Genomic DNA, 20,044 nt, shown 5'->3' on the forward strand with positions numbered 1-20,044 from the left:
GGGCCTGCTCCGGCCGGACCCGCCGGCGCCCGGCGCGGACTCGCCGAGACTACGACGCCGTGAAGTCGATCTCCCGCAGGGCGCGCGCGGCGGCCCGGTCCAGTACCACGGCCGACGCACAGCCGGCCGGCAGCCGCCCGGCCTCCAGGATCCGGCGGCGCAGCCGGCCGACCGCGGCCAGGTGCCGGGCGAAGGCGTAGCGCGAGACGCCGCGCCCGCGCCGCCGCTGCCCGTCCAGCGCCTCGGCCGGGTCGGCGTCGAGCAGCAGCAGGTGCACCCGGCGGCCCTGCCGGGCGGCGGCCCCGACCAGCCAGGCCCGCACCCAGGGCTGGGTGCCGCAGTCGTGCACCGCGAGCGGCCCGCCGTCCAGCACGGCCCGGCGCAGCCGCCGGTAGTGGGCGAGCCGGGCCAGCGGGCGGTAGAACGCGTACGGCAGGCGGCCGGGCAGCCTGGCCGCGTACTCCTCGCGGACCAGCTGGGAGTCGATCAGCGGGGCGCGGACGCAGCGGCGCATCAGGGTGCTCTTGCCGCTGCCCGGCAGACCGGTGACGACCAGCAGGTCCCCGGCCGGGTAGCGCAGGGCCGCCGGCCCGGGCCCGCGCAGCTCGTGCCGGGCGGGCGGCTCGTACGGCGCGGGCAGGACGACGCGTTCCCCGGCGGTGCGCGGCGGCGGCACCCTCGGCGCCGCCGTCCGCACCGTTCTCGTCCCGCTCACCCGGTCTCCCCCCGCCGTTCCCGTCCAAGGAGCATGGCGCATTCCCAAGAGTGAGTAAAGGGCGGAGGTCGGGGCGGGTACGGACGACCCCGGCCGGTGCCGGGCCGCCGGCCCGCCGACGGCCCGAAGGGCGCGTCAGCCGAGCTGCGGGGCGATCCTGGAGGCGATCAGCTCCAGGTGGTCGAGGTCGTCCAGGTCGAGGATCTGGAAGTAGATCCGCTCGCTGCCGGCCGCCGCGTACCGGCCGATCTTCTCGACCACCTCGTCCGGGGTGCCGGCCAGGCCGTTCTCCTTCAGCTCGTCCACCTCGCGGCCGATCGCGGCGGCGCGACGGGCCACCTCGGCGTCGTCGCGGCCGACACAGGCCACCAGGGCGTTGGAGTAGACCAGGTCGTCGGCCGAGCGCCCGGCCCGCTCGACGGCGGCGCGGACCCGGCCGAACTGGGCGACGGTGTCGTCCACCGAGGCGAACGGCAGGTTGAACTCGTCGGCGAAGCGGGCCGCCAGGGCCGGGGTGCGCTTGGGGCCGAGGCCGCCGACCAGCACCGGGACGTGCTCCTGGGCAGGCTTGGGCAGCGCGGGCGAGTCGGTCAGCGTGTAGTACTCGCCGGCGAAGTCGAAGGTGTCGCCGAGCTTGGTGTTCCACAGCCCGGTGATGATCGCCAGCTGCTCCTCCAGCCGCCCGAACTTCTCCTTCGGGAAGGGGATGCCGTACGCGGTGTGCTCGGCCTCGTACCAGCCCGCGCCGAGGCCGAACTCGACCCGGCCGCCGCTCATCGCGTCCACCTGGGCGACCTGGATCGCGGTCACGCCCGGCAGCCGGAAGGTCGCGGCGGTCATCAGGGTGCCCAGGCGGATGGTGCTGGTGTCGCGGGCGAGACCGGCCAGGGTGATCCAGGCGTCGGTGGGCCCGGGCAGGCCGTCGACGTCGCCCATCTTCAGGTAGTGGTCGGAACGGAAGAAGGCGCTGAAGGCACCGAGCTCCTCGGCGGTGCGGGCGACCGCGAGGAGGGTGTCGTAGCTCGCGCCCTGCTGGGGTTCGGTGAAGATGCGGAGATCCATGCCGGCCATTGTGGTACCGACCACCCGGCGGTCGGCGCAACGGATCCGCCGGGCCGCAGAACGTCCGCGGGGCGGGCGGGCCGGCCCGGGCAGGGGTGGCCAAGGTCTCAGCACGGAACCCTCACGGCCGCCCGTTCCCGTCCCGGGGCTCGCCTACCGTGGACGGATGTTCGCCACCTCCGACGATTCCTTCCGGCGCTCCCCGACGAGCCGGCCGGCTGCCCGCTGCCCGGCATCGTGACCGCCTTCACGCCCCGGCTGGCCGAGTTCGCCTTCGAGCCGGGCTTCGTGGCGGCGGTCGACCAGCACACGGCGATGCTGCGGGAGCTGCTGTACGCGCAGGGGCCGGAACTCGCGCCCTGGCCCGTGGACCGTGGGGAGTTGTCGGACTACGCGCTGGGCTTCCTGGACGCGCTCGCCGAGATCGGCTGGCGGGAGCCGGTCGGTTACGACTACGCCGTGACCCGCCTCACCGCGATCTGCTGGCTGGTGCGCGAGCAGGGCCTGCTGAAGGTCTGAGCCGGCAGACACCACGGGCTACCGGCTCTGCTCCCCCTTCCGGTGTCCGGGACGGCCCCCTCGGGTGAACCGTCCAGCCGTCCGCGCGCGTACAGTGGCGGTCCGGGGGGACGGGCCACGGGGCGGGACGGACGGGACGGTGCGGCAGTGAACGGTACGGCGGCGGAGCGCGCGGTGGGCCACCGGGCGCTGCACTGGCACGTCCGGCCGGAGGCGGCGCGGGCCGCCGTCCTGGTGCTGCACGGCGGCGAGGAGCACAACCTCGCCCGGCCCGGGCTCCTCAACCTCCCGCTGCTGCGGATGCACGGCTTCCTGCGCGGGCTCACCAGGGCGACCGCGGACGCCGGCATCGCCGTCGGGACCGTCCGCTACCGCCACCGCGGCTGGAACGGTGAGCGGGCGGACGCCGCACTGGACGCGACCACCGCGCTCGACGAACTGGCCGCGCTGCTCGGGCCGGTGCCGACCGTACTGGTCGGCCACTCGATGGGCGGACGCGCCGCACTCCAGGCCGGCGGCCACCCGTCCGTCACCGGCCTGATCGCCCTCGCACCGTGGTGCCCGGCCGAGGACCCGTGCGAACAGCTCGCCGGACGGGACGTGCTGATGCTGCACGGCGACCGCGACACCGTCACCCCGCCCGCCGACACCCACGCCTTCGCCGCCCGCAGCCGCGCCGCGGGCGCCCGGGTCTGCGGCTACACCGTCACCGGCAGCGGCCACGCCATGCTCCAGCGCATCCCCGACTGGCACCGCGCCACCACCCGCCTCACCACCGCCCTGCTCGGCCTCCACCCCCTCCCGGCCGAAACCGCCACCGCCCTCGCCCTCCCGGCGGTCTCCCGCGAGGCCCTCACCCTCGCCCTCCCGCCCCAGCCCCGCCGGGCGCCGGCCCTCCCGGCGAACCTCTGACGCAGCGCGCGCGGCGGCGGGGGACGGTTCAGGTGGACGGCCGCCTCACGGCCGGCGCACCGAACGCCACGTCACCACCGCACCGGTCGTGCCCGCCAGCAGCAGACAGGCGCAGGTCACGGCCGTGAGGGCGGCCGGATCCAGATGGAGGGTGACGGGGGCTCCGGTGCTCTGGGAGAGACCGGAGGCGAGGCCGGCCAGGGGCGGGAGGGTGGCCAGCAGGCCCAGCACGGTGGCGATGGCGGTCACCAGGGCCGCTTCGGCCGCGGCGAGCAGGACCAGTTGGCGGGCGGTGCCACCGGTGGAACGCAGGACGGCGAGGTCGCGGCGGCGGCTGCGGGCGGACAGGGCGGTGCTGTTGGCGGTGGCGATCGCGCTGTAGCCGACGGCGACGGCGATCAGCATCGCGGCGAGGCTGTCGGTCAGCCGGGCGTCCGTGTCGTAGTCGTCCAGCGCGTAGCGGACGGCGTCGTGGACGGCCGTGCCGGGGACCACCGCGACGGGCCTGCTGTCCGCCGGGACGAAGAGGTCGTCGCCCAGGGCGGCCGGGTCGTGGCTGCGGACGAGGGGCCGGGCGAGGACGAAGTCGCCGCGGGCCGGGTCGTCCGGCAGGATCCCGGCGATGCGCAGCGGGACGGTGGCGCCGTCGGCGAAGCGGACCGGGTACTGCTGCCCCGCCGTCACGCCCAGCCACTTCGCCGTCGACACTCCCAGGACAGCCTCTCCGGGCCGGCTCCAGGCCGGGTCGCGGGAGCCGAGGGCGTCGATCACGACGGTCGTCCCGTCGGCCCGGTGGACGAAGGCGCGGGTCGGGAGGGCGGCCTTGCCGACCGGGTGGGCGGCGGCCGCCTCGTCGGTGAGGCCCGGGGTGCCGTCGTTGGTGACGATCGCCTGGCCGGCGAGCCGCAGGGCCTGCCCGGCCGGGTGGGCCGCCCGCATCGTCTCCACCGCGCCGCTGAGCAGCACGGCGAAGCCGACCGCCGCGATCACCGGTGCCGCTGTGGCGGCGGCGCGGCCGGCGCCCGCCGTCAGCCCGGCCCGCAGCAGCAGCGGTCCGGCCGAGCCGAGCCGTCGCAGCGGTGCGGTCACCACCCGGCCCACCGGGCCGACCAGGGCCGGGGCGAGCAGGGCGGCCGCCGTGATCAGCACCATGGTGGCGGTGATCGCCAGGCTGACCCGGCGGTCCGCGGCGGCGGTGGCGGTGAGGACCGCGCAGCCGGTGCCGAGGCCGAGCACCGCCAGTCCGCCGACCAGCCGGGCGCGGCTCGGCCTCCGTTCTCCCGTGCGGTTCTCGTGCAGTGCCTCCAACGGTGCGACCCGGACGGCCGGGCGGCTCGCCGCCCAGGCGCCGAGCACGCTGACGCCGACGCCGATCGCGGTGGCGGTGAGCAGCGGCCAGGCCGTGACCCGGACCGCGAGCCCCGGCGGCGCGACGTCCAGGCGCAGCAGGGCGTCGCGCAGCAGTGGGGCGGCCGCGAGGCCGGCGAGGCAGCCCGCCGCCGAGCCCAGCAGGCCGACCACCGCGGCCTCGCCGAGGAGCATCCGGCGCAGTTGGCCCGGGGTGGCGCCGAAGGTGCGCAGCAGGCCGAGTTCGCGGCGCCGCAGGCCGGTGGCGAGGACGAGCATCGAGGCGACCAGGAAGCCGGTGGTGAACACGCCGAGGGTGGCCAGTGCGGCGATCAGCTGGGTGCCGAGGAAGCGCCGGTGCTCGACGTGGCGGGGCTGGAGCGCGGCGCGGCCGTCGCCGGTGACCACCGTCGCCCGGTCGCCGACGGCCGTGCGGGCGGCCGCGGCCAGGCCGGCGGCCGGGGTGTCGGGGGCGGGGAGCAGGGCGATCGTCCGGGCGCCCGGGTCGCGCTGCGCGGCTGCGGCGTCGCTGAGGTAGTAGCCGGGGCCGTCCACCGTGCCGACGACGGTGAACTCGGTGCGTCCGGCGGTGAGGTTGACGGTCAGCCGGGCGCCGGCCGGGACGCCGAGGGACTGGTCGACCACCACCTCCTCGGCGGTGTCCGGGGCCCGGCCGGTGAGCAGCCGGTACGGGGCCAGCCGGGCCGAGGACCAGCCGTGTCCGGCCTCGGCCGCGCCCTCGTCGGGGACCGGCCTGCCGTCCCGGACGGCCTGGGCGTAGAAGACGCGGTCCACCACGACGGCTGCCACGCCGGGCAGCGCGCGCAGCCGGTCGGTGAGAGCCGCCGCCTCGGCGGGGCTCCACGGGATGCGGTCCTTGGGGCTGCCACCGCGGTCGGTGGCCTGCGGCGGGAGTACCAGGGCGGTGGTGGCGGCAAGGCGGGGCTGGACGGCGGGACGGGCGGACTCGTACACGGTCAGGGTCGCCGTGATCAGCCCGGCGCCGACCAGGACCGCGAGCCAGCAGGCGAGGTGACTCGACCAGCGCTCGCGGACGTTGGCGAGGATCAGCATCACGCCTCCAGCCGGGCCATGCGGGCCACGACGGCGGCGGCGGCGCGGGTGGTGTCACCGTCGAGGTCCAGCCGGTCGGCGATCCGTCCGTCCTGGAGGAAGACCACGGTGTCGGCGATGGCGGCGGCCGTCGGGTCATGGGTGACCATGATCGTGGTCTGCCCCTGCTCGTCCACCAACCGCCGTAGCAGACTCAGGACTTCGTCCGAGGTGCGGGTGTCCAGCGCGCCGGTGGGCTCGTCGGCGAAGAGCACGTCGGGGCGGGTGACCAGGGCGCGGGCCAGGGCTACGCGCTGCTGCTGGCCACCGGACAGGCCGCTCGGCCGGTGCCCGGCGCGCTCGGCCAAGCCGACGGCGCGCAGCGCGGCGGTCACCTCCTCGCGGCCGACGGTCCCGCGCTTCCTGCGGCCCGCGAAGCGGGAGGGCAGTTCGACGTTCTGTGCGGCGGTCAGCGACTCGACCAGGTTGTACGCCTGGAACACGAAGCCGATCCGCTCGCGCCGCAGCTCGGTGCGCCGGCGCTCGCTCTGGGCGCCGAGGTCGAGACCGGCCAGCAGCACCCGGCCGCCGGTGGGGCGGTCCAGGCCGGCGGCGCACTGGAGCAGCGTGGACTTCCCGGAGCCGGAGGGCCCCATGATCGCGGTCAGGGTGCCGCGCGGGAAGCCGAGCGTCACCCCGTCGAGTGCGGTCACGGCCCCTTCGCCGGTGCCGTGCACCTTGCGGACGTCGTGCAGCTCCACCACGCCGTGCGGCTCGGCCGCGCCGTGCGGTTCGGACATGCCGTGCGGTGCGGACATGCCGTGCGGTGCGGCCGCGCGGCCGTCCGCCGTGGGTTCCCGATGGTTCTCCATGCCGGGAATTCCAGCGAATCCGCACGTCGGAGGCACTGATCCGGGCACTACCGGGAAGGTAGTGCCTGCACTACCCCGCCCGTTGCCCCGCCGCACTATCGTTCTTCGCATGCGTCCGAGAACGGCATGGCAGGCGATGGCCCAACGGCCGTTGAACTTCCTCACCTCCGCGTGGCCTTGGCGCTCAGTGGCGTACCTGGCGAGCGGGGTGCTGGTGGGCGCCGCGGCGCTGGCGGTGGTGGCCGCCGGGCTGGTGGCGGGGGCCGTGCTGCTGGTGGTGCTGGTGGGGGTGGCGCCGCTGGTGGGGGTGGTGCTGTCGGCGGTGGCGGTCGCGGCGGTCGAGCGGCGCCGGCTGCGACTGGTGGACCTGGACCCGGCCGAGGACCCGCACCGGGCTCCGGACGGTCCGGGGCTGCGCGCCTGGGCGGCCACCCGGCTGACGGAGCCGGTGACCTGGCGCGAGCTGGGCTTCACCCTGGTCTCGGCAGCCTCGCTGTGGTGGCTGGACCTGCTGGTGCTGTTCTTCTCCTTCGGAGTGCCGGCGCTCTGCTTCTCGTCACTCGACGGCTCCACCTGGCCGTGGTCGGTGTTCGGGGCCTTCGTGCTGCTCTCCTCTCCGTACACGGTGACCTCCTGGGCGGGCGCCCGCGCGGCCCTCGCGCGCACCCTGCTCGCCCCGCGTGACGCGGAGTTGGGCGTGCAGCTGCGGGAGGTGAAGGCATCCCGGGCGCGGCTGGTGGACGCCTTCGACGCCGAGCGGGAGCGGATCGAACGGGACCTGCACGACGGCGCGCAGCAGCGGCTGGTCTCGCTGGGGATGACGCTCGGGCTGATGCACCTGGACATCCCGCCGGAATCGCCGCTGGGCCCGCAGCTGGCCCGGGCGCAGGAGCAACTCGGCGCCGCACACGAGGAGTTACGCCGGATCGTGCGCGGCCTCAACCCGCCGGTGCTGGCCGACCACGGGCTGGCCGCCGCCGTCCGGGAGCAGGCCGGCCGGTTCCCGATCCCGGTCGCCGTCGACCTGGATCTGCCCGGCCGGCTGCCCCGGCAGCTGGAGACCGGCCTCTACTACCTGATCAGCGAGGCGATGACCAACATCGCCCGCCACAGCGGCGCCGGCCACGCCCGGGTCTCCGGCCGCTACCACGCGGACCTGCTCGTCCTGGAGATCGCCGACGACGGCCGCGGTGGCGCCGATCCGGCGCTCGGCAGCGGACTGACCGGGCTCGCCGACCGTCTCACCGCCGTCGACGGCCGGATGCGGGTGTCCAGCCCGGCCGGCGGTCCGACCCTGCTCCACGTGGAGATACCGTGCCACTTCGGGTGATCGTCGCCGAGGACGCCGTCCTGATCCGCGAGGGGATGGTCGGGCTGCTGCACCGCTTCGGGCACCGCACCCTCGCCGCCGTCGGCGACGCGGACGCCCTGGTCGCCGCCGTACGCGCCGAGCGGCCGGACCTCGTGGTCACGGACGTCCGGATGCCCCCGGGCAACCGCGACGACGGCCTGCGCGCGGCCGTCGGTCTGCGCCGGGAGTTCTCGGGACTGCCGGTGGTGGTGCTCAGCCAGTACGTCGAACAGTCCTATGCGATGCGGCTGTTGGACTCCGACGGCGGCCGGGCGGTCGGCTACCTGCTGAAGGAGCGGGTGGGCGCGGTCGCCGACTTCATGGCCGGCCTGGAACGGGTGGCCGGCGGCGGGACGGTGGTCGACCCAGAGGTGGTCCAGCAACTGGTCCGACTGCGGCACGACCCGCTGGAACGCCTCAGCGCCCGCGAACGCGAGGTGCTGGCCCTGATGGCCCAGGGCCGCTCCAACGCCACGCTCGCGGCGGAGCTCTTCATCAGCGACGCGGCGGTGAACAAGCACATCGGCAACATCTTCGCCAAGCTGGACCTGCCGGTGGACGTGGACGGCCACCGGCGGGTCCTGGCGGTGTTGCGCTACCTGGGGGCTTGAGGACGGCGGGAACCGTCCGGCCGGCTCACCCGGTGGGCGGCCCGGTGCCGTTGGGCGTGGTGGGCCGGTTGCCGCCGTCCGAGCCGGAGGCCTGGAAGCCGTGGCCGGACTAGGGCCTCTCTTATGGATCATGCCGGGCGCGCGGCGTTGGAGCACGCACCTCGCTGCGTTGTCGTCGGTTGCCCATGCTCCGCATGGACGCCCTCCTCCGCCTTGCGATGCACGCACTCCAACGCCGCGCGCTGATCCGACCTGGTCCATAAGAGAGGCCCTAGACCGTGCTCCAGAGGGCGGCGGCGAAGACCGCCGTCACCCAGGTCCACAGGACGGACAGGCCGAGGTGCGCGAGGGTGCGCAGGCGGTCGCCGCGCCACAGCCGGGGCGAGAAGTAGGCGAATTCGAAGAGCCAGCGCAGGCCCCAGAAGAGGGTCTGGCCCGCCAGCAGGGCGGTGCCCAGCCGGCCGCCGGCGAGCAGGTCGGGGGCCAGGCAGAGCGGGAGCAGGCCGAGCAGGGCGCAGGCGAGGCCGATGAAGAAGAGGTGGGCGTAGGAGACCTGACGGGTCAGCAGCGTGGTGCCGGACAGGTCCGCGGGCCAGCCGATGGCGCGGGGCAGCACCGCGTGGACCAGGCCGGCGGTCACGAGGGCGGCGCCGACCAGGCGCAGCTGGGATTCCAGGGTGATCAGTCCGGTCATGATGCGGGCTTCCGGAAGGCGAAGGCGGTGACCAGGCCGGCGATCCGGCGTTCGGCGGCCGGGTGCAGGCCGGCCTCGGCGGCGTGCCGGAGCCAGGTGTCGCGGGGCAGGAAGTGCCAGGCGCCGGGGCCGTAGACGGCGGTGTTGGCGGCGTCCCGCAGGTGTTCGACCAGCAGCAGGGTGCCGCCGGGGCGCAGGGTGCGGGCGGCCTCGGTGAACAGGGCGGTGCGGTCGGCGGGCCGGCGCAGCTCGTGGGCGGCGAAGACGGCGAACACGGTGTCCAGGGCACCCGTTGCGGCGGGCAGGGCGCCCGGGCGGGCCGGGATGGCGCCGGGGGCGGGCGGGGCGTGACGGCGGGCGCGGCGGATCGAGCCGCCCGCGGTCAGCGCCAGGTCGTACAGGTCGGCGACCCGCCCGCGGGCTTCGGGGTGGCGGGCGGCGAGCGGGCGGCTGGCCTCGTCCAGGCCGGTGCTGATCACCAGGTGGTCGCCGGGGCCGTCGGGCAGCAGGGCGGGCAGCCAGTCGTAGCGGTGGAGTGCGGAGCGGTCGTAGACGCACCAGGTGGCGAGGGTGCTGACGGCGAGGTAGCCGGCGGCGGTGGCGGCGGCCGTACGGGCGAGCGCGGCGGCGGGGCCGGGCAGTCGGCGGGCCAGCGCCCGGCCGGCGGCAACGGTGAGCGCACCGGCGGCGTACATCGGCCAGTTGTAGCGGACGACTTCGCGCACGCCGGACGGGCGGGGGCCGTCGAGCCGGGCAGCGGCCGGGCGCAGGACGGCCGGGCAGGCGGCCGACGGGCGGGGCCCGGCCGCGGTGGGGGCGGTCATCGGACGGCTCCGGTGAGGTCGCGGCGCTCTCCGGCGTGCCAGCCGTAGTCGAGGCCGGCGACGTGGAAGGCGTTGGCGAGCACCGGCCGGCTGCCGGCCAGCGGGCCGTGGTCGAAGAAGGTGAGCCGGGGCACCTCGACGGACACCGGGGCCGGGTCCCAGTGGGCGCGGGTGGCCTTGACCACGATCATCGAGCGGGTCTGCGGCTCGTACTCGAAGGTGTAGGGCAGCGGGCCGGCGAAGCGGCGCGCGGCGCGGGCGTCCGCGAACGGGCTGCCCGGCGGGAGGGCGGCGGGGGCGCTGCCGAGGTCGGCGCGCACGTGCAGGTCGGCGCGGCCGTCGCCGCTGAGCACCTTGAACTCCAGGGTGTCGCCGAGCACCCGGGTGCCGATCCGGGCGTGCCGGTAGTGGTAGCGGGAGAAGATGTTGCCGCCGACCGCCATCATCCGGCTGTCGGTGTCCGAGCGCAGGATGCGCAGGCCGCGCATGGTGCGGCCGCCGGGGGTCGGGAAGCGGGTGAAGACCCGGTAGCCGGTGAGGATGAAGTCCCGGCCGAGGCGGGCGGGCAGCGCGGCCGGGCGCAGCGCCCGGGTGTCCACGACGGCGGCGGCGACGAACCCGTGCTCGGTGCCGTCGGGGTCGGTGTAGGTGTCGAGGGCGAGGCCGGGCGGCACCAGCGGGGTGAGCCGGCTCGGCGGCAGGGCGTAGGTGAGGACGAGCGAGTGCACGAAGTGGGTGCGCATCGCGAAGGGGTGGCGTTGCAGCAGGTGTCGCACGGTCGACTCCGTGGTCTGGTACGGGGATTCGGAGCGTGACGGGGCAGCACGGGACCGCCCTCCGCCGCAGGCCGCGGCGGGGTGTTCTCGCACGTCCTCATCATGGCGCACGACTTTGAACGCGTTCAACTCGGAGTGGGAGGGGGTACGTGAACGCCTGGTGCCCGCGCCGCGCGAGCGCAGGCGGCCGGCCTCCGGACGGGGTGCCCGGTTACCGGACCGGACACCCGGCGGGCAGCGGTCCCGGGGGGCTCCTGTGCCCGAACGAACCACCCGGGACTGCTTCTCGCTCCCCCCACACGGGTGGTTTCTCCCTCCACACCGGCCTCGGAGACGGTCGGTGGACGGATGATCCGTCCCGGGGCCGTACCGGGCGGCCCGGGAAGGACGGTTCGCAACGATGAGCACGACGCGGCGGTCGCTGCTGGGCGCGACGCTGGCCGCCCCGCTACTGGGGTGGCTCACCGGGACGGCGGCCGGTGCCGGTGACGGCGGCACCGGCCGCGCCGGAAGACTGGGCACGCTCTCCGACGGCTGGGTGGAAGTGCGCTGGACCCCGGAGGCACAGGCCCAACTGGACCGCCACCACGCGATGGTGGACGTCGTCGCCCCGGCGCGCATGGTGCTGAACGACCGGGGCCCGGCGGTGCGCCTGCCGATCCGCTCGGCCCAGGGTGACCCGTCCCTCGCGAACCCGCCGAAGGCACGCGGCGACGGGGCGCTGGACGGCGGGGTCTCCGTCCGCACCCCCCAGGGGGTCTACCAGGTGGTGAACCTGGCCGGCGCGATCGAGGACAGCCTGGGCTCCGGCCGCTGCGAGGTCGGCGGGGCGGAGATGGGGCAGCGCTCGGCCTTCCACTGCGGCCTGGCGGAGGGGAAGCTGACGGCCCAGCCGGTGCCCGCGGGGCAGCCGATGAAGGTCCGGCTCAGCGGGGTGCCGCTGCGCCCCACCCAGGAGGCGGTGGACGCGTACACCGCGAACTTCGGCGCGCACCCGGTCACCGTGGACACCGTGCTGGGGTACGTCACGGCCGAGGGGACGTACACCCCTCCCCCGGCCGTGTAGGAGGAGGAGCGGCGGCAGCCGGCCGGTCGTCGCGGGGCTGCCCGGGCTGCCCGGACTGCCGGGACTGGGCGGGCACGCCGGCGCCGAAGCGGCGCTCGCGGGCCGCGTAGGCCCGGACCGCCCCGCGCAGCCGGGCCAGGTCGTAGTCGGGCCACGGCGTGGGGTCGAACAGCAGCTCGGCGTAGGCGAGTTGCCAGGGCAGGAAGTTGCTGATCCGCTGCTCCCCGGAGGTGCGGATCAGCAGGTCGACGTCCGGGAGGTCCGGGACGTACAGGTGCCGGGCGAGGTCGGCCGGGCCGATCGCCTCCGGACGGATCCCACCGGCCACCGCCTCGGCGGCCAGGCTCCTGGCCGCGGCGGTCAGTTCCTCCCGTCCGCCGTAGTCCACGCAGACCGTCAGGCTCAGCGTGCCGTTGTTGGACGTCAGGCTCTCCACCAGCGCGATCGAGGAGGCCAGCGACTCGTCCACCCGGTCCCGCCGGCCGCACCAGCGGATCCGCACGCCGAGCGCGTGCAGGCCCTCCGCGCTGCGGGTGAGGCCGTCGGCCAGCGAGTCGAACAGCGCGGTCAGCTCCTCGGGCGGGCGGTCCCAGTTCTCGGTGGAGAACGCGTACAGGCTCAGGTGCCGGATGCCCAGCCGCAGCGCCGCGTTGACCAGCCGCAGTGCGGCCCGCTGCCCGGCCTGGTGGCCCTGCTGGGCGGGCAGCCGCCGGGCCTCGGCCCAGCGGCGGTTGCCGTCCATGATCACGGCGACGTGGGCGGGCGCGCCCTCCGAGGACACCGAACGGCCGCGGCGGTGGGGCGTGATGCCGTCGGAGCTCAGCGGTGTGAGGCCCTCGGTCAGGACGCGTGAGCGCACCAGGGCCACTTCGTCGTACTGGAGCTGGGCGCCGAGCAGCAGGGTGTGCAGGAACGGGCGGCAGCCGGGGGCGGCGAGCCAGGTGGCGGGCAGGGCCTGCTCCAGCAGCCGGTGCATCTGCGCCTGTTGGCACTCGACCAGCCCGTCCAGGGCGGCCCGGTGGTCGCGTCGGCGGGCGAGCCGGCCGAGGTCGGCGACGGTCAGGCCGAGCCGGCGCAGGTCCTCCTGCGGCAGGTAGCAGCGGCCGGCCGCGAGGTCGAGCGGGAGGTCCTCCAGGATGTCGGCCAGCTGGCAGGCCTCCCCCAGTGCGGACAGCGCGCCCACCGCCTGCGGGCCCCGCACCCCCAGCAGCGGGGCCCACAGTTCGGTGATCGTCCCCGCGACGCCCCGCAGGTGGCGGCGCAGGTCCGCGTGGGTCTCGAAAGCCGGCGGGCGGGCGCCGTCGGCCAGGGTGGCGTCCAGGAACTCCTCGACCAGCGCCGGGTCCAGCTCCCAGCGCCGCACGGTGTCCACGAAGGCCCGGCGCAGCGGGTGCTCGCTGTGGCCGGCAGCCAGTTCGGCCAGGGTCTCGGCCCGCCAGCGGGCGAACCGGCGCTCCCGCTCGGCGGGGCCGGCGACGGCGTGGGCTTCACCGTCGCCTTCGTGGGCTTCACCGTCGCCTTCGTGGGCGTCGGCGTCGGCATCGACGTCGTCGGCGATCCGGTCGGACCGGGAGGCGAAGCCGTTGACGGCGTGGAAGTACGGCCGCACCTCGGGCGGCAGCATGTCGCTGATCGCCCGCAACGGGGCCAGCCGGCGTGCCACCTCCTGCTCGCAGACCCGGTACGACTCCTCCAGCTCCGGCGAACCGCCCACCGCCGCCGCCCCGTTCCCCGCCATGCCCGTTCCCCGCCCTCCGCCGACACCGTGCGCCGTGCGCCGTCTGGTCAACGAGGCGGGGGCGGATCGGTGGCGATCCGGGCGGACGCCGACCGGCCCGGATCGCCTCGGCCCAGGTCGGGCCCACGGCCCAGGTGCACCCGGCGGATCGAGGAGCTGCGCCACCACATCCGCCCCGGGGGCTCACCGTCCCGGACCTCGCGGCCCATGCCCACGTCAGCGAACGGCAGCCGACCCGACCGCCGTCACGGCAGCCGTACGGTGAACACCGTGCGGCCGGGCCGGCTCTCCACCGCCACCGTGCCGCCGTGCGCCCGGACCACGGCCCGGACGATGGCCAGGCCGAGCCCGGTCGAGCCGGTGGCGCGGGAACGGGCCCGGTCACCCCGGACGAAGCGCTCGAAGACCCGGTCGACCAGCTCGGGCGCGATCCCCGGGCCGTCGTCCGTGACGCTCAGCTCGACCTGCCCGTCCACCCGTTCGAGGCGCAGGAGGACCGCGGTTCCGGGCAGGGTGTGGGTCCGGGCGTTGGCCAGCAGATTGGCCACCACCTGGCTCAGCCGGTGCTCGTCCCCGCGGACCGGCACCGGGTCCTCGGGCAGCGCGAGCCGCCAGCGGTGCTCCGGCCCGGCGGCGCGGGCGTCGGCCACCGCGTCGAGGGCGATCCGGGTCAGGTCCACCTCCTCCGCGGCCAGCGGGCGGCCGGCGTCCAGCCGGGCGAGCAGCAGCAGGTCCTCGACGATCGCCCCCATCCGCACCGCCTCGGCGTCGATCCGCTCCAGCGAGTGCCGGACCTCCGCCGGCACCGGCCCGGGGTGGCGCAGCGCCAGTTCGGCGTGGCCGCGGACCGCCGCGACCGGGGTGCGCAGCTCGTGGCTGGCGTCGGCGGCGAAGGCGCGCAGCCGTTCCTCCACCGCGTGGCGGCGGGCGAGGGCGTCACCGACGTGCCCGAGCATCCGGTTGAGCGCGGCGCCGACCCGGCCGACCTCGGTGCGCGGGTCGTCGTCCGGCACGCGTTCGGCGAGCATCACCTCGCCGCTGGCGAGCGGCAGGGCGCTGACCCGCTCGGCCATGCCCACCACGCGCCGCAGCGGGCGCAGCGAGAAGCCGACCCAGGCGGCCCCGGCCGCGCCCGCCGCGGTGGCGGCGATCGCGAAGACGGTGAGCTCCAGGGTCGCCAGCCGCTCGACGGTGTCCTCGGCCTGGCGCAGCGGCAGACCGCTGACCAGCACGTCGCCGTCCCGCCCCGCCACCGCGCGGACCCGGTACTGGCCCAGGGCCCGGCCGAGGTCGAGGCTACGGGCCGGGCCGTTGACGGGCAGGACCGCCAGCGCGTGCTGCTGCTCGGGGGTGAAGGTGACCCGGTCATCGTCGTCGCCGGGTTCGTCCACGTCGTCGGCGTCCCCGTCGACCACGCCCGCGGCGGTGACCCGGCCTGCCAGCAGCCGCACCCCGAGGGTGCCGGGGGTCTGGGCCCGGGTGTCGGGGCCGGCGCCCCGGCCGGTGTGCTCCAGGCTCGCGGCGTAGCGGCCGCCGGACTCGACGAGCTGCTGGTCCAGACGGTCGACCAGGAAGTGGCGCAGCGCGGCGGTGGTGGCGAAACCGACGGCGGCGCAGGTGGCGACGAGCAGCACCAGCAGGCCGGCGGTCAGCCGGGCGCGCAGGGTGCGGGGCACCAGCCGGGCGGCGCGCGGCCTCGCACTGCGGAGCCGGCCGCCCCGCGTCACGTCGCGGCCTTGATCAGGTACCCCGCGCCGCGCACCGTGTGGATCATCGGGCTGCGGCCCGCGTCCACCTTCTTGCGCAGGTAGCTGATGTACAGCTCCACGATGTGCGCCTGCCCGCCGAAGTCGTACGACCAGACCGCCTCCAGGATCTGCGCCTTGCTGAGCACCTGCCGGGGGTGGCGCATCAGGTGGGCGAGCAGCGCGTACTCGGTCGGGCTGAGCTCGACCACCTCCCCGCCCCGGGTGACCTCGTGGGCCCGGTCGTCCAGTACGAGGTCGCCGAGCACCAGCGCGTGCGGGGGCGGCTGCCCCGTCGCGGCGGGCGGGGCGGCCCGGCGTAGCAGGCCGTGCAGCCGGACCACCACCTCGGCCAGGCTGAACGGCTTGGTCACGTAGTCGTCACCGCCGGCCGCGATGCCGGCGATCCGCTCCTCGACCGCGTCCCGGGCGGTGAGGAAGAGCACCCGCACCTCGGGCCGCCCGGCGTGGATGCGGCGCAGCACCTCCAGGCCGTCGAGGTCGGGCAGCATCACGTCGAGCACCACGGCGTGCGGCCGCCAGTCCTCGGCGGCCTCGACGGCGGCCAGGCCGGTGGTCGCACCGCGCGCCTGCCAGCCCTCGTACCGGACGGCCCCGCAGACCACCTCGACCAGGTCCGGTTCGTCGTCGACGACCAGGACGCGCCAGTCCGGGCGGTCGGCGGTCTCGTCCATGGGGCTCCCTCGGGCTTGTGCTTCGCATTGTTCATCCTGGCGCGCCCGGATGAGAAACCGGTGAGACCCCAAGGAATGGTTCGTAGGCCATCGCACCATCGCTGACCTGTGTGAACGACCTCGCAGAGGGGGCCGTGGGCCGGTCGGTTCAGAGCGGTCTCAGAGCTTGCGGTGCGATCGTTGGCGACCTCGGCGGCACTCGCCGCCGGGCGCTGAGGAGGTTCCCGATGACCACTGCCGCCGCACGGACGTCGCGGCCCGGGCCCGCGTCCGACCGGCCCAGGCACCGGGCGGCGCCGCGTCCGCCGCTCGCCCTCGACCCGCGCGCGGCGCTCGGCCTGATCACCGTGGGTGCGCTCGGCGTGCTCGCGCTCTGGTGGAAGGGCACGCCGGCGGTGGTCGGCGCGGCCGGCTGGCTGACCGGCGCCGGCCGGATCACCGGGCTGCTGGCCGGCTACGCCGCGCCGGTGCTGCTCCTGCTGATGGCCCGGCTGCCGCCGGTGGAGCGCGGGGTGGGCGCGGACCGGCTGGCCCGCTGGCACGCCTTCGGCGGGCGCTGGATGGTGGCCATGGTCTCGGTGCACGTGCTGACGACCGTCTGGGGCTACGCGCTGACCGACGACCGCGGCCTGGTCGGCGAGGGCGTGGAGGTCGTGTTCCACTACCCCGAGATGATCAAGGCCACCCTGGGCACCCTGCTGCTGCTCGGCACCGGCGCGGTCTCCGCCCGGATCGCGCGCCGCCGCCTCGCCTACGAGACCTGGTACTACCTGCACCTGGCGACCTACCTCGCGGTGGCGCTGGCCTTCTCCCACCAGCTGGCCACCGGCGCAGACCTGGGCGGCGGCCCCGGCCAGGCCGCCTGGTACGCCCTCTACTTCGGCACCGCCGCACTGCTCGGCTGGTTCCGGCTGCTGCGGCCGTGGCTGCTCGACCGGCGGCACCGTCTGGAGGTCGCCGAGGTGCGGCCGGAGGGCCCCGGCGTGGTGTCGCTCTTCCTGAGCGGGCGGCGGCTGGACGAACTCGGCGCCGAGCCGGGCCAGTTCTTCCGGCTCCAGTTCCAGGTGCCCGGGCTGCGCTGGGCCGCCAACCCGTACTCGCTGTCCGCGCCGCCGCACCCGCACTTCCTGCGCTTCACGGTCAAGGACCTCGGCGGGCACAGCGCCGCGGTGGCCGCCCTGCGCCCGGGGACCAGGGTGCGCGCTGAGGGCCCGTACGGGGCGTTCACCGGGCGGCGGCTGCGGCAGCGCCGGGTGCTGCTGCTCGGCGCCGGGGTGGGGATCACCCCGCTGCGCGCCCTGTTCGAGACCCTGCCGGGCGAGCTGACGCTGGTCCAGCGGGCCCGCCGGCCGCAGGACGTGCTGTTCCGGGCGGAGCTGGCCGCGATCGCCCGGCGGCGCGGCGCGGCGGTGCACGAGCTGCTCGGCTCGCGCGAAGAGGTCGGAGACCTCGGGGCCGCGCTGGCCCGGCTGGTCCCGGACCTCGCCCGGCACGAGGTCTACCTGTGCGGCCCGGAGGCGATGGCCGAGGAGGCCGTCCGCGCGCTGCGGGCGGCAGGGGTGCGGCCGGGGCGCATCCACCACGAGAGCTTTTCCTTCTGAGCCCTTCCGATTCCACGTCCCTGAGGAGCGTCGATCCCATGCGCCGAGCCGTCGTCACCAGCGCCGCCACCGCGGCCGGGGTGGTGCTGCTGTTGTCCCTCAAACCGCACGAGGCGACCGGACCGACCCCGGTGATCGGCTCGGGGTCGGACTCCGGCTCCGGCTCCGGCTCCGCCGTCGGTCCCGGTTCCGGCTCCGGTTCCGGTTCCGGTTCCGGTTCCGGTTCCGGAACCGACGTCTCCGGGACGTCGAACACCCCCGCGCCCTCCGCCTCCGCCTCCGCCGCGGGCGCCACCCGGAAGGTCAGCGGCAACACCGTCAACACCCGCTACGGCCCGGTGCAGGTGCAGGTCACCCTCGCGGGCAGCCGGATCACCGCCGTCGACGTGGTCAAGTACCCGAACTCCGAACGGCGTGACCGCGAGATCAACAGCTCCGCACTGCCGGTCCTCAACCAGGAGGCGATAGCCGCGCAGAGCGCCCGGATCGACATGGTCAGCGGCGCGACGTACACCAGCGACGGCTACGTCCGCTCCCTGCAGAGCGCCCTCGACCGGGCCAAGGGCTGAGGCGCCCGTGCTGCGCCACGCCGAACCCGTGATGGGCACCGTCTTCTCCATCGCCGTGCGCGACCCCGGCCCCGGCACCCCGGCCGTGCTGGAACGGATCACCGAGCGGCTGCACCGGATCGACGCGGTGTTCTCGACCTACCGGCCGGACAGCGACATCAGCCGCCTCGACCGGGGCGAACTCGCCCCGGACGACTGCGATCCGGAGGTCCTCGCCGTCCTGGCCGCCTGCCGCGAGGTGGCCGCCGAGACCGACGGGTACTTCACCGAGCGGCCGGGCGGCCGCCTCGACCCCAGCGGCTGGGTCAAGGGCTGGGCGGTCGAGCAGGCGGCCGCCCTGCTGCGCTCCTCCGGAGCCCGGCAGTACTGCGTCAGCGGCGGCGGGGACGTACAAACCGCCGGCGGGCCGTGGCGGATCGGCGTCGCCGACCCCCGGCAGCCGGGGCTGCTGGCCGCCGTCCTGGCCGGCCACGACCTGGCCGTGGCCACCTCGGGCACCGCCGAGTGCGGCGCGCACATCCTCGACCCGCACACCGGCCGCCCGGCCGGCGGCCTGGCCTCGCTCACCCTGGTCGGCTCCCCGGGCACCGGCATCGCCCGCACCGACGCCTGGGCCACCGCCGCCTTCGCCATGGGCCCGGACCGCGCCCTCGCCTGGGTCGCCCGCCGGCCCGGCGTCGAGGCCCTGGCCGTGCTGCCGGACGGTTCGAAGCGCTGGACCCCGGGTCTGCCGGAGCACCTCCCGGCGAGCGGTCCGGCGGACTGGCGGGCCGCCGTCGGCTGACGGGGGCGGTCCCGAACGGACGCCCGCTCCTCGCGGAACGACCGTTCCCGGGAACGCCCGTTCCGGTCTACACCCGTTCCTGCTGCGCCGCCCGCCAGGCCTCCCAGGCCACCAACGGTGCGAGGTACGACCAGCGCCGCGAGCCGTCCGGGCAGGTGCCGCCTTCGACCAGTTCGGAGACCGCACGCCGGGTGAACGGCACCCAGACGGCCATGTCGTGCTCGAAAGTGCTGTGGCAGGCCTCACGGCGGCGGTCGATCTCGGCCGCGTCGAGCCGGGACCGGACGGTGGCCACCACCGTGTAGCAGGAGGCCGGCTCGCTCCAGCCCAGCCAGGTGATCACGGTCGGCCCGACGTCGTCCGGCAGCAGCCCCAGCTCCTCCTCCAGCGCCCGCCGGACCAGCCCGTAGAAGTCCTCGGCGGCGCCAGGCTCGTCGCGGTACTTCATCGTTTCGTTGATCCCGACCGTCCACTGCGCCGGGAAGGTGTTGACCGCCAGCGAGCGGCGGAGCAGCAACAACCGGCCCTGCCGATCCCGCACCGCGACGCAGGCACTGACCATCGTGGGCGGCGCGACGGCCACGAAGCTCGTCAGGCCCTCGTCCAGCGCCTCGCGCAGCAGCCGGGCCACCTCCGGATCCTCCCGGCCCAGCCGGGTGGTGGCCATGCACTCCGCGTAGTCACTCTCGGCGATGTCCACCTCGCAGACCCGCGCGCCGCCGTGCTCGCCGTGATCGACCGTCAGCCGCGAGACGTACGCCGTCCGGCCCGCCGCACCGGCCGCCCGCTGGCGTGCCACCTCGTCGGCCCACCCGACCGCGTCCAGCACGTGCGGGCGCTCCACTCGTCCGTGGTGCGCCGTCACCAGCGTGTTCGGTGTCAGCGGCCTGGCCGCCGACCAGGTGATCAGCGGCGCCAGCCCGTCCGCCCGCACGTCGTGCGCCCGGGCCGCCGCCGTCAGGCTCGCCCGCCGGACCCGCGGCACCGGCACCCGGGAACCGAGCCGCGAGCCGCCGAACTTGGCGAAGTCGTACACCAGATTGGTCAGCACGCCGAGCAGCAGCGCCCCACCGATCCCCAGCAGCCACTCCACCCCGGTCCCCCACTTCC

General features: G+C 75.9%; 19 protein-coding genes. 8 read left to right on the forward strand and 11 right to left on the reverse strand.

Annotated elements, in window-relative coordinates; genetic code table 11:
- Positions 1-49 precede the first annotated feature (49 nt).
- The gene (locus tag ACIRRH_RS16785) at positions 50-757 is read right to left on the reverse strand and encodes an AAA family ATPase (RefSeq protein ID WP_403067354.1); all 708 of its coding nucleotides are present in this window, start codon (positions 755-757) and stop codon (positions 50-52) included.
- 93 nt (positions 758-850) lie between these two features.
- Positions 851-1,777 carry an LLM class F420-dependent oxidoreductase gene (locus tag ACIRRH_RS16790; protein ID WP_403067356.1) on the reverse strand — a complete coding sequence of 309 codons (927 nt, stop codon included), beginning with the start codon at positions 1,775-1,777 and terminating at the stop codon, positions 851-853.
- A gap of 237 nt (positions 1,778-2,014) precedes the next feature.
- Between ACIRRH_RS16790 and ACIRRH_RS16795 the strand changes: the two genes are divergently transcribed.
- Entirely contained in the window at positions 2,015-2,296 is a 282-nt protein-coding gene (locus ACIRRH_RS16795; RefSeq protein WP_403067358.1) for a DUF6401 family natural product biosynthesis protein, read from the forward strand.
- Positions 2,297-2,443: 147 nt separating this feature from the next.
- On the forward strand, positions 2,444-3,208 hold the full coding sequence (locus ACIRRH_RS16800) for an alpha/beta hydrolase (RefSeq protein ID WP_403067360.1): 765 nt from the start codon (positions 2,444-2,446) through the stop codon (positions 3,206-3,208).
- 45 nt (positions 3,209-3,253) lie between these two features.
- On the opposite strand, the gene ACIRRH_RS16805 is transcribed toward ACIRRH_RS16800, so the two are convergent.
- Entirely contained in the window at positions 3,254-5,629 is a 2,376-nt protein-coding gene (locus ACIRRH_RS16805; protein ID WP_403067362.1) for an FtsX-like permease family protein, read from the reverse strand.
- Positions 5,629-6,408: an ABC transporter ATP-binding protein gene (locus ACIRRH_RS16810; protein WP_403067434.1), complete on the reverse strand. Its 780-nt coding sequence runs from the start codon at positions 6,406-6,408 to the stop codon at positions 5,629-5,631. Before ACIRRH_RS16810 ends, ACIRRH_RS16805 begins: the two co-directional genes overlap by 1 nt.
- A gap of 181 nt (positions 6,409-6,589) precedes the next feature.
- Here ACIRRH_RS16810 and ACIRRH_RS16815 point away from each other — a divergent pair, with 181 nt between their 5' ends.
- Entirely contained in the window at positions 6,590-7,810 is a 1,221-nt protein-coding gene (locus ACIRRH_RS16815; protein ID WP_403067364.1) for a sensor histidine kinase, read from the forward strand.
- Complete coding sequence (locus tag ACIRRH_RS16820) at positions 7,795-8,442, forward strand: response regulator (protein ID WP_403067366.1); 648 nt, start codon at positions 7,795-7,797, stop codon at positions 8,440-8,442. The genes ACIRRH_RS16815 and ACIRRH_RS16820 overlap by 16 nt, the downstream gene beginning before the upstream one ends.
- A 271-nt stretch (positions 8,443-8,713) precedes the next feature.
- Here the strand turns inward: ACIRRH_RS16820 and ACIRRH_RS16825 are convergent, their stop codons facing one another.
- Genes ACIRRH_RS16825 through ACIRRH_RS16835 form a run of 3 tightly spaced genes read right to left on the reverse strand, consistent with a single transcriptional unit; the run spans position 8,714 to position 10,736 of the window.
- Positions 8,714-9,136, reverse strand: coding sequence for a hypothetical protein (locus tag ACIRRH_RS16825; protein ID WP_403067368.1), 423 nt, complete (start codon positions 9,134-9,136; stop codon positions 8,714-8,716).
- Entirely contained in the window at positions 9,133-9,960 is an 828-nt protein-coding gene (locus ACIRRH_RS16830; protein ID WP_403067370.1) for a class I SAM-dependent methyltransferase, read from the reverse strand. Before ACIRRH_RS16830 ends, ACIRRH_RS16825 begins: the two co-directional genes overlap by 4 nt.
- A complete protein-coding gene (locus tag ACIRRH_RS16835) occupies positions 9,957-10,736 on the reverse strand; it encodes a DUF2071 domain-containing protein (protein WP_403067372.1) in 780 nt (259 codons plus the stop codon). Before ACIRRH_RS16835 ends, ACIRRH_RS16830 begins: the two co-directional genes overlap by 4 nt.
- A gap of 400 nt (positions 10,737-11,136) precedes the next feature.
- Between ACIRRH_RS16835 and ACIRRH_RS16840 the strand changes: the two genes are divergently transcribed.
- Entirely contained in the window at positions 11,137-11,802 is a 666-nt protein-coding gene (locus tag ACIRRH_RS16840) for a hypothetical protein (protein WP_403067374.1), read from the forward strand.
- Here the strand turns inward: ACIRRH_RS16840 and uppS are convergent.
- The 3 genes from uppS to ACIRRH_RS16855 form a co-directional block, all read right to left on the reverse strand.
- The gene (gene uppS, locus ACIRRH_RS16845) at positions 11,762-13,540 is read right to left on the reverse strand and encodes a polyprenyl diphosphate synthase (RefSeq protein WP_403067376.1); all 1,779 of its coding nucleotides are present in this window, start codon (positions 13,538-13,540) and stop codon (positions 11,762-11,764) included. The two genes, ACIRRH_RS16840 and uppS, sit on opposite strands and share 41 nt — an antisense overlap.
- Before the next feature lie 245 nt (positions 13,541-13,785).
- Positions 13,786-15,267 carry a sensor histidine kinase gene (locus tag ACIRRH_RS16850; protein WP_403067378.1) on the reverse strand — a complete coding sequence of 494 codons (1,482 nt, stop codon included), beginning with the start codon at positions 15,265-15,267 and terminating at the stop codon, positions 13,786-13,788.
- Complete coding sequence (locus tag ACIRRH_RS16855) at positions 15,264-15,980, reverse strand: response regulator transcription factor (protein WP_403067380.1); 717 nt, start codon at positions 15,978-15,980, stop codon at positions 15,264-15,266. Before ACIRRH_RS16855 ends, ACIRRH_RS16850 begins: the two co-directional genes overlap by 4 nt.
- A gap of 227 nt (positions 15,981-16,207) precedes the next feature.
- On the opposite strand from ACIRRH_RS16855, the gene ACIRRH_RS16860 reads away from it, so the two are divergent.
- Genes ACIRRH_RS16860 through ACIRRH_RS16870 form a run of 3 tightly spaced genes read left to right on the forward strand, consistent with a single transcriptional unit; the run spans position 16,208 to position 18,934 of the window.
- Complete coding sequence (locus ACIRRH_RS16860) at positions 16,208-17,581, forward strand: ferric reductase-like transmembrane domain-containing protein (protein ID WP_403067382.1); 1,374 nt, start codon at positions 16,208-16,210, stop codon at positions 17,579-17,581.
- A 38-nt stretch (positions 17,582-17,619) separates the two neighbouring features.
- Positions 17,620-18,150 carry an FMN-binding protein gene (locus ACIRRH_RS16865; protein WP_403067384.1) on the forward strand — a complete coding sequence of 177 codons (531 nt, stop codon included), beginning with the start codon at positions 17,620-17,622 and terminating at the stop codon, positions 18,148-18,150.
- 31 nt (positions 18,151-18,181) lie between these two features.
- Positions 18,182-18,934: an FAD:protein FMN transferase gene (locus tag ACIRRH_RS16870; protein WP_403067436.1), complete on the forward strand. Its 753-nt coding sequence runs from the start codon at positions 18,182-18,184 to the stop codon at positions 18,932-18,934.
- A 67-nt stretch (positions 18,935-19,001) separates the two neighbouring features.
- On the opposite strand, the gene ACIRRH_RS16875 is transcribed toward ACIRRH_RS16870, so the two are convergent.
- A complete protein-coding gene (locus ACIRRH_RS16875; protein ID WP_403067386.1) occupies positions 19,002-20,027 on the reverse strand; it encodes an NUDIX domain-containing protein in 1,026 nt (341 codons plus the stop codon).
- Positions 20,028-20,044 lie beyond the last annotated feature (17 nt).

Origin of the sequence: Kitasatospora sp. NPDC101235 (assembly GCF_044767505.1) — a bacterium.
Classification (GTDB): domain Bacteria; phylum Actinomycetota; class Actinomycetes; order Streptomycetales; family Streptomycetaceae; genus Kitasatospora.

Excerpts from the sequence above, each read along its gene's own strand:
- ACIRRH_RS16785 (WP_403067354.1), bottom strand. The coding sequence starts at position 757 with ATGCGCCATGCTCCTTGGACGGGAACGGCGGGGGGAGACCGGGTGAGC.
- ACIRRH_RS16790 (WP_403067356.1), bottom strand. The coding sequence starts at position 1,777 with ATGGATCTCCGCATCTTCACCGAACCCCAGCAGGGCGCGAGCTACGAC.
- ACIRRH_RS16805 (WP_403067362.1), bottom strand. The coding sequence starts at position 5,629 with ATGCTGATCCTCGCCAACGTCCGCGAGCGCTGGTCGAGTCACCTCGCC.
- ACIRRH_RS16810 (WP_403067434.1), bottom strand. The coding sequence starts at position 6,408 with ATGTCCGAACCGCACGGCGCGGCCGAGCCGCACGGCGTGGTGGAGCTG.
- ACIRRH_RS16815 (WP_403067364.1), top strand. The coding sequence starts at position 6,590 with ATGCGTCCGAGAACGGCATGGCAGGCGATGGCCCAACGGCCGTTGAAC.
- ACIRRH_RS16825 (WP_403067368.1), bottom strand. The coding sequence starts at position 9,136 with ATGACCGGACTGATCACCCTGGAATCCCAGCTGCGCCTGGTCGGCGCC.
- ACIRRH_RS16830 (WP_403067370.1), bottom strand. The coding sequence starts at position 9,960 with ATGACCGCCCCCACCGCGGCCGGGCCCCGCCCGTCGGCCGCCTGCCCG.
- ACIRRH_RS16840 (WP_403067374.1), top strand. The coding sequence starts at position 11,137 with ATGAGCACGACGCGGCGGTCGCTGCTGGGCGCGACGCTGGCCGCCCCG.
- uppS (WP_403067376.1), bottom strand. The coding sequence starts at position 13,540 with ATGGCGGGGAACGGGGCGGCGGCGGTGGGCGGTTCGCCGGAGCTGGAG.
- ACIRRH_RS16855 (WP_403067380.1), bottom strand. The coding sequence starts at position 15,980 with ATGGACGAGACCGCCGACCGCCCGGACTGGCGCGTCCTGGTCGTCGAC.
- ACIRRH_RS16860 (WP_403067382.1), top strand. The coding sequence starts at position 16,208 with ATGACCACTGCCGCCGCACGGACGTCGCGGCCCGGGCCCGCGTCCGAC.
- ACIRRH_RS16865 (WP_403067384.1), top strand. The coding sequence starts at position 17,620 with ATGCGCCGAGCCGTCGTCACCAGCGCCGCCACCGCGGCCGGGGTGGTG.
- ACIRRH_RS16870 (WP_403067436.1), top strand. The coding sequence starts at position 18,182 with ATGGGCACCGTCTTCTCCATCGCCGTGCGCGACCCCGGCCCCGGCACC.